The sequence below is a fragment of the Sphingobacterium sp. UBA7631 genome (genome assembly GCF_002483935.1).
GTDB classification, from domain to species: Bacteria; Bacteroidota; Bacteroidia; order Sphingobacteriales; family Sphingobacteriaceae; genus Sphingobacterium; species Sphingobacterium multivorum.
Genome location: NZ_DLIX01000010.1, coordinates 1169471 through 1183649, shown reverse-complemented (window position 1 = coordinate 1183649; position 14179 = coordinate 1169471). Strand labels below are relative to the sequence as shown.

The 14179-nt window shown below is 41.7% G+C and carries 11 protein-coding genes; 6 read left to right on the top strand and 5 right to left on the bottom strand.

The features are described from left to right. Nucleotides 1-162 precede the first annotated feature (162 nt). On the bottom strand, nucleotides 163-813 hold the full coding sequence (locus B3P16_RS21565; protein WP_286832012.1) for an HAD-IA family hydrolase: 651 nt from the start codon (nucleotides 811-813) through the stop codon (nucleotides 163-165). A gap of 141 nt (nucleotides 814-954) precedes the next feature. Here B3P16_RS21565 and B3P16_RS21560 point away from each other — a divergent pair, with 141 nt between their 5' ends. Beyond that, nucleotides 955-1482 carry an Mpo1-like protein gene (locus B3P16_RS21560; RefSeq protein WP_046675834.1) on the top strand — a complete coding sequence of 176 codons (528 nt, stop codon included), beginning with the start codon at nucleotides 955-957 and terminating at the stop codon, nucleotides 1480-1482. Nucleotides 1483-1646: 164 nt separating this feature from the next. Here B3P16_RS21560 and B3P16_RS21555 read toward each other — a convergent pair whose 3' ends face one another. Next, nucleotides 1647-2972, bottom strand: a complete 1326-nt coding sequence (locus B3P16_RS21555) for an ABC transporter permease (RefSeq protein WP_046675835.1) — start codon at nucleotides 2970-2972, stop codon at nucleotides 1647-1649. Then, nucleotides 2965-3900, bottom strand: coding sequence for an ABC transporter ATP-binding protein (locus tag B3P16_RS21550; protein ID WP_286844288.1), 936 nt, complete (start codon nucleotides 3898-3900; stop codon nucleotides 2965-2967). The genes B3P16_RS21555 and B3P16_RS21550 overlap by 8 nt, the downstream gene beginning before the upstream one ends. 413 nt (nucleotides 3901-4313) lie before the next feature. On the opposite strand from B3P16_RS21550, the gene yihA reads away from it, so the two are divergent. From yihA to B3P16_RS21535, 3 genes are all read left to right on the top strand, one after another. Beyond that, nucleotides 4314-4943: a ribosome biogenesis GTP-binding protein YihA/YsxC gene (yihA, locus tag B3P16_RS21545; protein ID WP_046676372.1), complete on the top strand. Its 630-nt coding sequence runs from the start codon at nucleotides 4314-4316 to the stop codon at nucleotides 4941-4943. A gap of 17 nt (nucleotides 4944-4960) precedes the next feature. Continuing rightward, nucleotides 4961-5815: a UbiA-like polyprenyltransferase gene (locus tag B3P16_RS21540; protein WP_286754414.1), complete on the top strand. Its 855-nt coding sequence runs from the start codon at nucleotides 4961-4963 to the stop codon at nucleotides 5813-5815. Nucleotides 5816-5895: 80 nt separating this feature from the next. After that, nucleotides 5896-7572 carry a PNGase F N-terminal domain-containing protein gene (locus B3P16_RS21535; RefSeq protein WP_286844287.1) on the top strand — a complete coding sequence of 559 codons (1677 nt, stop codon included), beginning with the start codon at nucleotides 5896-5898 and terminating at the stop codon, nucleotides 7570-7572. Between the two features lie 78 nt (nucleotides 7573-7650). Here B3P16_RS21535 and B3P16_RS21530 read toward each other — a convergent pair whose 3' ends face one another. After that, nucleotides 7651-8109, bottom strand: a complete 459-nt coding sequence (locus B3P16_RS21530; protein WP_046675839.1) for an Lrp/AsnC family transcriptional regulator — start codon at nucleotides 8107-8109, stop codon at nucleotides 7651-7653. A 160-nt stretch (nucleotides 8110-8269) separates the two neighbouring features. Here B3P16_RS21530 and B3P16_RS21525 point away from each other — a divergent pair, with 160 nt between their 5' ends. Both B3P16_RS21525 and B3P16_RS21520 read left to right on the top strand, forming a co-directional pair. Beyond that, a complete protein-coding gene (locus tag B3P16_RS21525; RefSeq protein ID WP_115048063.1) occupies nucleotides 8270-9337 on the top strand; it encodes a PLP-dependent cysteine synthase family protein in 1068 nt (355 codons plus the stop codon). 99 nt (nucleotides 9338-9436) lie between these two features. Then, the gene (locus tag B3P16_RS21520) at nucleotides 9437-11119 is read left to right on the top strand and encodes a protein-disulfide reductase DsbD family protein (RefSeq protein ID WP_286844285.1); all 1683 of its coding nucleotides are present in this window, start codon (nucleotides 9437-9439) and stop codon (nucleotides 11117-11119) included. 395 nt (nucleotides 11120-11514) lie between these two features. On the opposite strand, the gene B3P16_RS21515 is transcribed toward B3P16_RS21520, so the two are convergent. After that, nucleotides 11515-14112 (bottom strand): DUF5686 and carboxypeptidase-like regulatory domain-containing protein, encoded by a 2598-nt coding sequence (locus B3P16_RS21515; RefSeq protein WP_286754418.1) that lies wholly within the window; start codon nucleotides 14110-14112, stop codon nucleotides 11515-11517. Nucleotides 14113-14179 lie beyond the last annotated feature (67 nt).

Genomic DNA, 14179 nt, shown 5'->3' with positions numbered 1-14179 from the left:
GTCTTGCCTGGTGAATGGACTTGAATTGGTGTCAATAGACTGTATTGGAATTGATCTGAATAGACCAGACCTGAATAGACCGGACTTGAATAGACTAGACTTGAATCAAGTTGACCTAAATGGACTCAACCTAAATTGTCTTTAATTTAGGATCCCTATTTTTTAATTGAAAAATTCGATTAGGTCAGGCACTGTCTGGATGAGATAGGTCGGTGACTCCTGCTCGAGTTCGGCTTGGCTACCATAGCCATACAGTACGCCAACGGCATCCATGGCAGTTTCCCTTGCGCCAATCAGATCATGTTTACGATCGCCGATCATGAGGCATTCCTGTGGATTTGTTAGTTTGGCCTTTTCCATGACATATTGGATGACGCTGGTTTTGGTCGGTCTGGAATCGTCCAAAGCGCTTCCACCCGCAAAATCAAAATAGGTATTTATTTCAAAGTGTTGTAATATTTTGTGGGCGAATATTTCGGGTTTGGAGGTCGCCAGATAGATGCTGTACCCTTTTGTTTTCAGGAGCGTTAAAAGCTCGGGTATGCGATCAAACAGGATGTTCTCGTACAGTCCTATGACTGAAAAGCGCTCCCGATATTTTTCTACACAGGCAATTGCTTCGCTTTCCCCAAATCCAAAGGTATGTATGAAAGAATCTTTAAGGGGCGGACCGATCAAGGGTTTGAGGCTATTCAGATCGGCTGTATGGATGCCTTTGGACTCCAAGGCATAGGCAATACATTTTGTAATCCCTTCTGCAGGGTCGGTCAGGGTTCCGTCCAGATCGAATAAGATATGTTTGTAAGACTTCATGCTGCAATATTACGGAATAGAATAGGAGTAAGCGAGTTTGTTTGCCCTGAAAGCAGATAATGACCTAGGGCAGACCAAAAAATAGGGAATATTATCATTTTTAAGACCTAAGGCATGCTCAATATTTGTTAAATTTGCCGAATGAAACAAAAGAAGAAAGTTCAAGAAGTCGAACCTTTACGTCCCGTAGATAAGTATTTTGCGGAGCTGGATGCTAATTTTCAGGATCCGACCAACCGCCTGATTCAGGCCATCTTTTTACCATTATTATTTTTTGGTATCATGGGCTGCATCTGGATGATTCCATTTCCACAGTTCGAATTCTTGGTCAAACTCAATTGGCATACCTTTTTGAATTGGGGCTCTTTCTTCATCGCTATTGTCATTTATTATTATTTAAAGCTGTCTGCAACCTTGTCCTATGCGATATTATTCTCGATCGGGGGTATGAGTTTCTTTATCGTGCAACTGGAATACGCACAGAAGAACGGTGGCCCGGCTGTCATCTGGGTGTGTTTGGGAATCGCATTGCTATCTATTGTCGCGCTGTTTATCGGTAAGGGAAAGGAAAAGAAGAAAATCACAGGACAACAGTTTCTGCAGTTTTTACTTGTCGGACCGATATGGCTGTGGCATTTTGTCTTTAAAAAATTGAAATTAAGATATTAATTGAGCTGTCCTTAGGAGCTGATCGCATTGCATCTGATCGCATCCTAATCGGGGGCTTAAAAGAACGGGGCCAAATTGCTTGCAATTTGGCCCCGTTCTTTTAGTTGAGCGCTGACATAGATCGGGGATATCCGACAGCCATGCGTAATTAGTTCAGTACATAACTAACTTTTGTAATTGAACCATTTGATGATTTCTTTGAGATTTGCCTTTTTTCCATAGATCAAAATCCCGACGCGGTAGATACGTGCAGCGACCCAGGTTACCAATAAGAAGGTCAGTATGAGCAAGGTCAACGAGGTCAGGATCTGCCATAGGGGTACACCAAAAGGTATGCGAACGAGCATGGCGATCGGTGAGGTGAATGGAATAAAGCTCAACCATGTTGCAATCGGTCCATTGGGATCATTGATAATGACGCCGAAAGAAAGAATATAGGTCAATAGCAAGGGCATGGTAATGGGCATGGAAAACTGATTGGCCTCTGTTTCGTTGTCGACAGCTGAGCCTGCAGCAGCGAAAATAGCACTATACAATAGGTATCCGGCAATAAAAAACAGAAAGAAGAAAATGATGACCTCCGTGAAATTAAAGCTTTGGATCGACGTAAGGATCGAAGCGGAATCATTCTGGGCCATAGCTTTTGATACGGTACTCATATTACCCGCTCCAGGTTGGCTAGCGGCTACTTCCTGCATATCCTGCGGATTGACAAACAGTAGCGTTGCTGTGATAAATAAGCCCCCGGTAAGCACAAGCCACATCACAAATTGGGTCAGTCCAACCATACCGATTCCAACAATTTTACCCATCATGAGCTGAAAGGGCTTGACCGAGGAAATAATAACTTCGATGATACGATTGCTCTTTTCTTCGATAATACCACGCATTACCTGGGCACCATAAAGAAACAGGGATAGATAGACTAAGATAGCCAAAGCGACACCAAGGCCCATTGCAATGGCCGTGTTGCTGTTCTTTTCTTCGCCGTCGGCTGTTATTTCTTTTGCATCGATGCTGACTTTCGGCTTAATGGACTGGATAATCTGCAGGTCAATTCCCTTGGCTTTATATTCCTTTTCACGGATGATCTCTTCCAGCTGTCCGCTAATGATCTCCTGTATGACAAAGCTGGTCTTGCCACTGGTAATGAGTTCGGCTCTTTGGCTTGTTAAAATATCTTTTGGGATATAAAGGATCGACTGTTTTCCTTCACTTTGGGTCAGCTGCGCTTTTTGTGCCTGGAGATCCAGTTTACTGATTGTATAACTTACATTTTTATTGCTTTGCAGTTTTCCCGCAAAGTCGCCTTGTTCATCTAAAATAAAGACTTCGGTGTGTGAATCTTTAAAGCTCTTTTTTGTCAGATAAAACATGCCTGCATACAATGCAAAAAAGAACAATGGCACGGCAAAAGTCATGACAATAAAAGATTTTTTCTTGACACGGGATAGGTATTCCCGTTGAATGATAAGTAATATTTTATGCATGATCTTGAGATAGGGGTGAGACTTGTGTAACTTTTTGAATGAAAATATCCGCCATAGAGGGAACGATTTCGATCAACTGGTTGAGCTGTATTTGGGGTAAGAAAAGCATTAAGACATTATTGATATGAATATTGTTATTTAGCTGAATTGTAGTGTTGTATGTTTTGTCGTGCTTTGTGTACGTGATGACTTTAAATAGGCTGTCTTCGGATAGAAGAAAATTATCTTCATTGGCTGTATATTCCAATCGATAGGTTTGATTTCGGTATTCTTTTTTAATCGCCTGTACGGAACCATCGAGTATTTTCTTGGATCGGTTGATGAGGGCGATATTATCGCAAAGCTCTTCCACAGTCTCCATACGGTGTGTGGAGAATATAATGGTCGCCCCCTCTTGATTCAATCGGAGAATCTGTTCTTTTATGATATTGGCATTGACGGGATCAAATCCCGAAAAGGGTTCATCCAAGATAATCAATTGTGGTTGGTGGATGACCGTGGCGACAAATTGTACTTTTTGCTGCATACCTTTACTGAGATCTTCAATTTTTTTGTCCAACCAGGATGTGATGTCCAGGCGCTGGCACCAATCTTGGATGCGTGCTAGGGCTTCTCGCTTGGAAAGTCCTTTAAGTTGCGCCAAATACAACATTTGATCGCCGATTTTCATTTTTTTGTACAGCCCCCGCTCTTCGGGTAAATAGCCGATTTGTGCAATATGCTGTGGACCCAGCGCTTCGCCATTAAACAAAATCTCACCGGAATCGGGCGCGGTAATTTGGTTAATAATACGGATCAGGGACGTTTTTCCAGCCCCGTTTGGCCCCAATAGTCCGAAAATTTTACCCTTTGGGATTTGAATGGATACGTCGTCCAATGCACGGTGATTGGCGTAATCTTTGGTGACATGATTGATTTCGAGTAACATCTATTTTAAGGTTTAATTAATTCGTTCTTTGAGTTTGTTAGAAATATTCCTTTTTTCCCAAAGACTGACGTTTATTTATGTGATTAGTATCTTGAGCAGCTGAATTGTTACAGCAGCTCCGAAAAATTTCTTGTTTGGTGATGCTTCCATTTTACCTATTGGACTTCTTATTACAAGATTTATTTTTTTTATGGCATGCAGGACTTCTTTTATTTGGCTAATAAGACGTATACCCAACCGCATAGTGCATCTTCGGAATGCGCTCAGTTGTTTGATGAATCGTTTGAAGTGAAAGTTAAAAATAATTGGGGACATTTTAGTCCCTGGCCAATTAAATAGGAGACGGAGCTTTTTTATGGAATAGAAGCGGTACACATCTTGTCAAAGGGATTCATTTAACGTACCTTTGTTCCATGGAAGTGAAAAAAGCCGAATTCGTGTGCAGTAACACGAGAGTTGACAAATTACCTGCACCCAATTTGCCGGAGTATGCGTTTATCGGACGTTCGAATGTCGGTAAATCATCGTTGATCAATGCAATGACCAACAAGAAAGGACTTGCCAAGACCTCCCAAAAGCCTGGTAAGACTCAATTGATCAATCATTTTATCATCGACGATACCTGGTATCTGGTGGATTTGCCCGGTTATGGTTTTGCCAAAGCCTCTAAAACAAGTCGCACGGAATGGGAGAAGTTTATCCGTAGGTATCTTACTCATCGGGACAATTTGCAATGTGTTTTTGTATTGGTAGATAGCCGTCATGAACCACAGAAGATAGACTTGGATTTTTGCTATTGGTTGGGTGAATGCGGTTTACCCTTTATGTTGGTTTTCACCAAGGCCGATAAGCAATCGACCGTCAAATCCGATGTGAACATTGCGAAATTTAAAAAATCATTGCTTCAGTGGTTTGAAGAGGTGCCGCCGATTTTCCTAACTTCAGCGGAAAAGAAAATGGGCCATGAGCCTATTTTAGAAGCCATTGATGAAGTTAATGGCCGATTTGTTCGCCCTGAACCCGAAGGAAACGAACAGTTTTAGCTAGATCTTAAGTTCAGATGAAAAAATACTTGTCCTTAGTTTTATTTGCCCATAGTGTATTTGCATTACCATTTGCCTTCATCGGCTTCTTTTTGGCATTGCACACAACGGACTACACCTTTTCGTGGAAATTATTGGTTTTGATGCTCGTGTGTATGGTAACGGCCCGTAATGCCGCTATGGCATTCAATCGTTATTTGGATCGCGATATTGATGCCATTAATCCGCGAACGGCCATGCGTGATATTCCTGCCGGAAAAATTTCTGCTAAAAATGCATTGATTTTTACGTTAGTAAATTGCCTGATTTTTATCGCAGCGACATATTTTATCAATTCTCTTTGCTTTATGTTGTCGCCCATTGCACTTTTTGTTGTGCTTTTTTACTCCTATACGAAGCGCATAACACCCTTATGCCATCTTGTGTTGGGAGCAGGACTAGGATTGGCTCCAATAGGTGCATATATGGTTATTACAGGACAGTTTGCGACTGTTCCGGTACTTTATGGCTTCGCAGTGTTGACCTGGGTGAGCGGCTTCGATATTATTTACGCGTTGCAGGATGAAGCGTTTGATCGGGCCAATCAGCTGAATTCTATACCCGTTTGGTTGGGAACGAAGGGAGCCATGCGCGTTTCGGAAGGTCTGCACGTGTTTTCTTTTATATTTATTTTAATACCAGCATTTTTGATGCCTGTCGGTTGGATTTATTATTTAGGTGTGGCCTTTTACGGTGCATTGCTAATTTACCAGCATACCCTGTTTTCATCGACTAATTTAAGTCGGGTCAATCGTGACTTTATGACAACCAATGGTTATGCCTCGGTGATTTTTGCGGTATTCTACCTCTTGGATATCTGGTTGATTAAATAAACGTTTTAGCATAAAATAAGAAAGGCTTTAGGATTTCCTAAAGCCTTTCTTATTTTTGCATCTAAACCAATACACATGCTATGAAGAAAAGTATTCTTTTTACGTCTATTTTATGTTTGTCATTGTCGTCGCAGGCGCAAAAGCTGTCGAGTTATGTCATTCAATATAACCAAAGTTTCAATGGGAATACAGCTGCCAATCAAAATGCCATCCTCGTCTATGCCAATGAAAAGGAGACTTTTGTCAGTTCAGCGAAGGAAATGCAGGGACAGTTGGCGCCGCCATACGAGCGGGTTGTGGTGGAGCGTTCCGGAGGCAATGCCTTACTTAAAATTGCTAAACTCAAAGATGGATCAATCATTCTAGCCAAAGATTCGCTCGCGCTTTCGAAGCAAAAATTTAACACAACAAATGAGACTAAAACAATCTTGGGCTATCCCTGCAAAAAAGTGGAGACCAGCATCAATTCCAATAAAATAGAAGTTTGGTATACCGATAAATTAGGGGTAAAAGGTGCACCCACCGAACTTGGTCAGGACCTTGGTCTGGTACTCGAGGTGATCCGCAACGGGAATACACGGACTTTTGCCACCAAAGTAGAAAAGGTAAAGACGATACCGGAGCAACTGCGGCTGAAAGGAAATGAAAAATTGTACGATGAACTTTCGTATAAAGATCTGATCTGGAAGAATCGTTTTATCCAAATACCTGTTTTTCGGAAGGAGCGCATACGTTTTGCGGATGATGTAAAGTCGGATTCTATTTTGCGTTTTGCCAATGGGACTGTTTTGGTAAAAAAGGTGAAGATCCCAAAAATAAAGACTAGCGATAATGTATTTGTGCAGTTGGTCGAACAATCGAAGGGTGATGCCTATGACCGTACGGGATCAGTTTTTATCATCCCGACCAACAAGGCGCAAAGCTTTTTGGATGGCATGAAAAATGGTATGGGTACCCTGCCTACGTATGAAAATGGAAATGGTAAAGCTTATCAAGGCGTTGTAAAAACAGCATCTTTTGAGCCCATTGTTGAATTGATGCGTTTCTTTACACCCTTTGGTGTTAAGCAGTTTAACTATCTTCAGTTAAAGGATAAGGTTTGGCAAGATTCAGTACTGTACCGTCAGGACGTAACGGAATTGGCTGGTATGTTGAGCGAGCAGGAAGTTTATGTAGGGGCCTTCATCGGCAATTATGATAAAAACGGACATGAGGTGAGTGTGGAGCTGACGGTGCATCCGGGTTTTGATGCCGAGTCAAAGGGCAGCCTGAAAAAGACGATGTCTTTATTCACCACAACCAACGTGATGGAAATGGGCGGCCAGGAGTATGGATCTATGTTTGATAAGGAGAAAGGTCTTACTGTTTCGTTTCATTTAGACCAGGACGCTAAAAACGTGCAATTACGCTACATTACCACAGGGCATGGAGGCTGGGGGAACGGAGATGAGTTTGTGCCGAAGGAAAACCGCATTTTCCTAGACAATTCATTACGCTTTAAATACACGCCTTGGCGTAATGATTGTGGCTCGTACCGTTTGTCAAACCCAGCTTCAGGCAATTTTGCCACAGGTCTGTCTTCATCCGATCTGAGCCGCTCCAATTGGTGCCCGGGTACAGTAACACCACCAATCTACATTGATCTGGGGGATTTAAAAGCCGGCGACCATACAATGCAGGTGCAGATTCCACAGGGAGCTCCTGAAGGAACGAGTTTTAGTAGTTGGAATGTGACAGGAACCTTGTTGTTCGATTAGATGTTTTTTCAGCGCTGTCATGTGCTATAGAGCACGGTGACACATGACAGCGCTTTTCTTTCGTTTTTAATACGACCTTTAAAGGGGGTAGGCCGTCTCGCTTTTTGTCTCCGATAATACAAAGTAGGTCTGTACGGTATTTACTTGCGGTAGTACGGCCAGTCGATGCCGCAGAAAAATATGATAAGCATCCATATCTTTGGTTGCGATACGTAACATAAAGTCGTAAGAACCCGCCATTTGGTAGCATTCCATCACCTCGGGAAATTTAGCTACCTCTTTTTCGAATTCATTCAACACTTCAAAAGTATGCGCCTTGAGAAAGACCTGAGAAAAGGAAATTAACCCAATGCCTATCTTGTGGCGGTCCAAAATTGCCACCGTTTTTTTGATGTAGCCCAACCGCTTTAGCTTTCTAACGCGTTCGTGAACAGCAGCGATAGATTTGTTAAGTTCAAAGGATAGCGCTTTATTGCTCATGGAGGCATCTTGTTGTAGGAGGCGTAATAATTTTACATCTATTTCATCCAATTCCATAATCTGAATATTTTCGGTACGGTTGTAAAAATACGCTATTGTTCTGAATTATTTATTGGTTTTGATATCTTTTAATTTAATTTTTATTGAAATTATAGTGATGTGTTGAATATTATCTTGTCAATGGTCAATTTTGCAACAGAATAATCATTTATAAGAAATGGCTGAACAAGAATTATTAAGTGCGTGTTTGTCACCTGCATTGGACAAGAGATTCAAACATCTGTGGAGATTGGTCGGAAATACACCGATGTTGGAACTACAGTATACTTACAAAGGTAAACCCGGACGAATTTTCGTGAAATGTGAGAACTACAATCTGACTGGTAGCATTAAGGATCGGATGGCGCTTTATATTTTATACAAAGCGTATATGAATTGTCAGATCCGGCCGAGTGATGTTGTCATTGAAGCCACAAGTGGCAACACAGGGATTGCCTTTTCAGCAATCGGTAAAGCACTTGGTCATCAGGTAAAGATTATTATGCCTAATTGGCTGAGTAAGGAACGTACCGATATTATTCGCAGTATGGGTGCCGATATACAGCTGATAAGCAAAGAAGAAGGCGGTTTTTTAGGAAGTATTCGTTTAAGTGAAGAGCTTGCTGCAAAAGGTGGTGTTTTTCTTCCACGGCAATTCGAGAATCAATATAATGCCGAAGCGCATGAGAAAACCACCGGTTATGAGATTGTCAAGCAACTGGAAGAACAGGGCTTAGTTGCTGATGCTTTTGTTGCTGGTGTGGGAACTGGTGGTACGGTCATGGGTGTGGGTAGAAGCTTAAGAAAGGTAAACCCAAATGTCCGCGTCCATCCGCTAGAACCGGCAGAAAGTCCAACTTTAACTACAGGGCATAAGGTAGGTTCACACCGTATTCAGGGAATATCTGATGAGTTTATTCCTGCCATTGTGGATTTGGATGAACTCGATACGGTCGTATGTGCCAACGATGGCGACTCCATTATCATGGCGCAGAAGCTATCGCGCCAATTGGGATTGGCTGTTGGAATCTCTTCGGGAGCAAATGTAATCGGAGCGATTAAATTACAGCAGGAGCTGGGCGATGAAGCTGTCGTGGTGACCTTACTTTGTGATGATAACAAAAAATACCTAAGTACCGATTTGGTGAAAGAGGAGCCGGTAAAAGAAGGGTATCTTTCTACGGACGTTGATTTCTCGGGTTTTCAACCGATCTGCAGATTGGCAAATCCGGTATTTGGTGCTTAAAAAGATTTAGTTTCATATGTTTATAGTTAACTCGGGGAGTCTCTAGCTCCTCGGGTTTCATTTATTCAAAAACCAATTTATACCTAAGAATAACACAACATGAAAGTCAATTTTAAATTATTAATCCTTTTGTTGTTGTTGGTTGCGCCTGTGGCAATGTTTGCCCAAGCGGATACAACAAACACGTTGGAGAGGCTTGAGTTTACGGATGGTACGATAAGTCCCGATTCACTGTCCTTTGAGGAGTCTCCAGATACCGCTACCGTAAAAGCCGATTCCGCCCAGATGAAATCGGTAGCTGGGCCAATCGTAGACAAAGCTGGGGCAGAAGGCAAAAAATCGCTGTGGAGTATCTTTATTGCGGGCCTTTTAGGCGGTTTTGCCGCTTTATTGATGCCTTGTATTTTTCCGATGTTACCGCTGACGGTGAGTTATTTTACCAAACAGGCGGGGAGTCGTGCCAGTGGTATTAGTAAAGCCCTGTTATATGGATTATTTATTATTGTGATTTATGTGGCTCTGGGGATGATTATCACGATCGCATTCGGGTCTGATGCACTCAATGCACTTTCCACCAACGGTATCTTCAACTTCATTTTCTTTTTGTTGTTGGTGGGCTTTGCGGCATCTTTTTTTGGTGCTTTTGAAATTACCTTGCCAAGCTCCTTTGTCAATAAAATGGATGCCAAATCGGATAAAGGTGGATTAGTGGGGTTGTTCTTTATGGCCTTCAGTTTGTCCTTGGTTTCATTTTCTTGTACGGGACCGATTATAGGGACACTGTTGGTTGAGGCAGCTTCGAAAGGCGAGCGATTGGGTCCAGCAGTTGGGATGCTGGGATTCTCCATTGCCCTGGCCATTCCTTTTGGTTTGTTCGCGATGTTTCCTTCGATGCTTAAATCCTTGCCGAAATCTGGCGGTTGGCTGAATAGTGTAAAAGTCGTTTTAGGCTTTTTGGAACTCGCTTTAGCGTTGAAATTTTTATCCAATGTCGACCTAGCTTACCACTGGAACTTGTTGGATAGAGAGGTGTTCCTGTCGCTATGGATTGCTATTTTTGCGTTGATGGGGCTATACCTGATTGGCAAGATCAAGTTCTCCCATGATAGTGAGCTGAAATTCCTGTCTGTTCCTCGAACTATTTTGGCCATTGTTGTTTTTTCTTTTGTGGTCTATATGGTGCCAGGTTTATGGGGAGCGCCTTTAAAATCAATTTCCGCTTTTTTACCGCCATCGGCAACACAAGATTTTGATCTTTCTTCGGGCGTAAGTGCCGGAGCTGTTGCGCATTCAGATGGAAAGGTGAAAAAATATGCTGAAATTTTTCATGACAGAGGCACGCCTAAGGGATTTGATCCTTATTATGATTACGACCAGGCCTTAGCTACGGCTAAAGAATTAAACAAGCCTGTTTTAATTGATTTTACGGGCTGGAATTGTGTCAATTGTCGTAAAATGGAAGCGAATGTCTGGACGGACAAAGCTGTGGCAAAATTATTAAAAGAAGAATTTGTGATGGCCGAACTTTTTGTGGATGATAAAACCGAGCTGGCTGCAAACGAACAATTTGTTTCAAAGTATAGTGGCAAAAAGATCAATACCATCGGCAAGAAAAACAGCGATTTTCAAGCGGCTACATTCGATAGCAATTCGCAGCCGCTGTACGTTATTGTCGATCCGACGGGCAAAAAACTGGTGCCCCAGAGTGGTGCCAACTACAATGTAGAAGAGTACAAGGCATTCCTACAAAGTGGCGTGGATGCATTTAAACATAAAAACTAACCATCGTCATATGCTAATTTTATCCTCCTTGTACTATGCAAGGGGGATTTTTTTGTTCATAAGCCATCGGTTTTTGTGTCTGCAGGCCTGATGCAGTGGGGCTTTCCTCGTATCGTGTTCGTACCAGCTTCGGAAGGCGACAATCTTGCAATAAATATTGACCAGCCCCTGACCAGGTAATTCCTGGTCAGGGGCTGGTCGGAATCTGATCAACATCTGTACAACATCTGTTGTATCTCCGAATAAGGTACGAAGCAGGTACGAAGCTTTCTCCGCTATTTCGTCCAGAAATCGTTGGCGGGGGAGCCTATGTTGCGGAAGTCTAGGGCAAAAAAAGAAGCCCCGTCATTTATATGAACAGGGCTTCAAATTATACTATAAATTTATGGAAACTATTAGAAGTCAAATCTGACCCGCGCACGAATACCCCAAGCTGGTGCATCGACGTGATCAAGATAATTTAGACGTTTTACGTAGTCCACGCGTAATATTTTAAAAATGTTGGATAGACCGATACTGGCTTCCATATAAGGTTCTGAACCGAAGGTATAAGAACTCTGTACACCTTCTGCATTGTGCTGCCAAGTGAATACCTTTGAGCCATAGTTAGGATCGTCAGGATTGTTTTCCTTGCGCAGTCCGCCATATACACCTTTGAAGCTAAATACTTCACGTAATTTAAGCTTTTTGATCAAAGGAATTTTATTCAACAGAAAACCGTTCATGTAATACTGCACGTTCAATGAGGCATTGTGGTCACTAACAAACTCCAGGAAGTTCATTAAGTTATACGAGTTCAATTGATAAGCATAGGTCTGATTGGCACGATGGATTGTCAAGAAAGGGAATGGGATCTCTTTACCTGCAATATAGTTGCCTTCAGCTGTTACGTCAGCAAATCCAAATTGACTAAAATAAAAGCGTTTGAATGCACCAACATTAAAGTTGTGATAATTGTATTCACCTTTAGCCAATCCTTTGATTCCAGCAGTATAATTGAACGTGAAGATCGGATATTGATTGAATATAGGTGTCCGGTAAATCTTGCCTTGATAGAACTCTTCATGTGGAGCATATCTGAAATTTACGGATACTTCTGTCGAGTTCAATTCATTAAACAGTCTACTTTCATTGTTGGCATCTACCATCTGGTAGGTAAGGCTTCCAGCAGGTGTTTGTCTGTTGATATTGAATGCCGCGCCAATAGCCAAGTGGTTTAAAAATTCTTTTTTATACTCTAAGCCGTAATTTGTCTCATAGATGTAACGGTCATTATCACCGCGTTTGAAAGACAGCAAGAAGTTGTCTTCCTGAATAAATTCCAGTTTTTGTCCTGGAATCTTCGTATCCTTTTTATAAGAGGCCCTGATGTAGTGCATTGGGAAGGAGTAGACCGATTTGTTGTTAAATGCGTAGGTACCGCTGAAAAAGTATTTCCATTTCTGATCTTTAAAACCATAGGCCGCATACGATTCAGCATAGAAACGCTTGCTTAGCGCTTCTGTTGTACGTCCGCCGACACGTAAACGGAAACCTTCTACGGGATTAAAGCTATAGAATGTATTGACTGGACCGATCTCAACTGGGCCGGCCTGTTTGTATCCTGACAGCAATAAGGCAGCGATATCCATGAACGAACGGAATGAAGGGATCTTTTGTAAGGTGTCAATATTATGATAAATATTCAGTTCGTTTTGCGCAAGGACAAGCGGACGTTGTGTCTCAAACAATGTTTTAATCGCTTTCTTATTTTCTACATTATAGGCAATGACCGTAGATGGACCATCATAGGTACTATCAGGACGCTGAATGCCGACTTTGTAATTGTTGTAATCAACTGTACGACTTCCGCGGATCCCCATGCCTTTTTCCGTTAAAGAAAAATCGATACCCAGGGTACTTGTTTTTAGGTAGAAGCGACTTTTGCTGTCTTTCTCAAATTTAAGCTGTATCTGAAGGTCACGTACAAAGTTTAGATTGATATCATCGGCCACAGTCATATTGGCGCCCTGCACTGCATAATTGCCGTCTAGCGTCACATACAGTTGACCTTTAAATAACATGTCGGCCTTGTTGCGTGGAAAGAAGCTTAATTCGACCAACCAGGGTTGAACAGTCTTAATGGTATCCGTTATAAAAAACTTATAAAAAGTAGGAGCGGAATTAGCAATTGGACTTAAAAACTGATTGGTAACCAATGAAATGTTGTTGTCGTAAATATCAACTTGTTCGTACAGTTTATTGAAGTAGGCTGTCAGACCATCATTATCAATAAATCTAGGGTCAAATTGTGCCCGTTGGTCACCAAGGATATACTGTTTGGTTTTGCTTGGATCTTTACGGTAATATACCTTGGACATTTTTTCTTCAATAAAGGCAGGCAAAACATATTTGTTGGCTGTTTTAGCGGAGTCGTCCGTTTCAAAAAGAAATTGATAGTTTTTGAATATTTTTTTATTGACGAATTTCTCCGAAAGATTGCTCAGTCCTAAAGACATCTTCTCATACTGGTCAAATTCAGCATATTGTTGTCCTGAAAGTCTATTTTTCTCCTTATTCTCGATGACTTTTCGGATCAGTGCGACAGCAGGATTATCTTTGTTGCTGTATTTTTTCTTTGTGGCCTTGACAACAACTTCTTCCAGCATGTTGTCCTGTTGATCCATCAGAATTTCTTTTGTTTGCGTTGCATCATTCGTAACAAAAGCGTCTTTGCTGTCATACCCAATGTAACTTGCTCTGATTTTTACATACGATGTTGGAAAGACAAGTTTAAATTCACCATTTGCATTGGTCGACGTCGTGGTTCCAGCAGAAGCCGGAGCGCCAACGACGGCTACGGTAGCATAGGGTATAGGATTCTTGGTCTTTGCATCTTTAACTGTACCGGTTACGGTCTTGTTTTGGGCAAAAGCCATGGACACCGTTAGTACGAGCGTTATCGAAAGAAAGAGTTTAGTTATGAAGGTTGTTGCGTCTATTTTAGCTCTCATTATATTGCTATAATCTTGAAAATTCAAAATTGTTTTCCTGTTTCTACTTTATTTTTGACTTTATAGG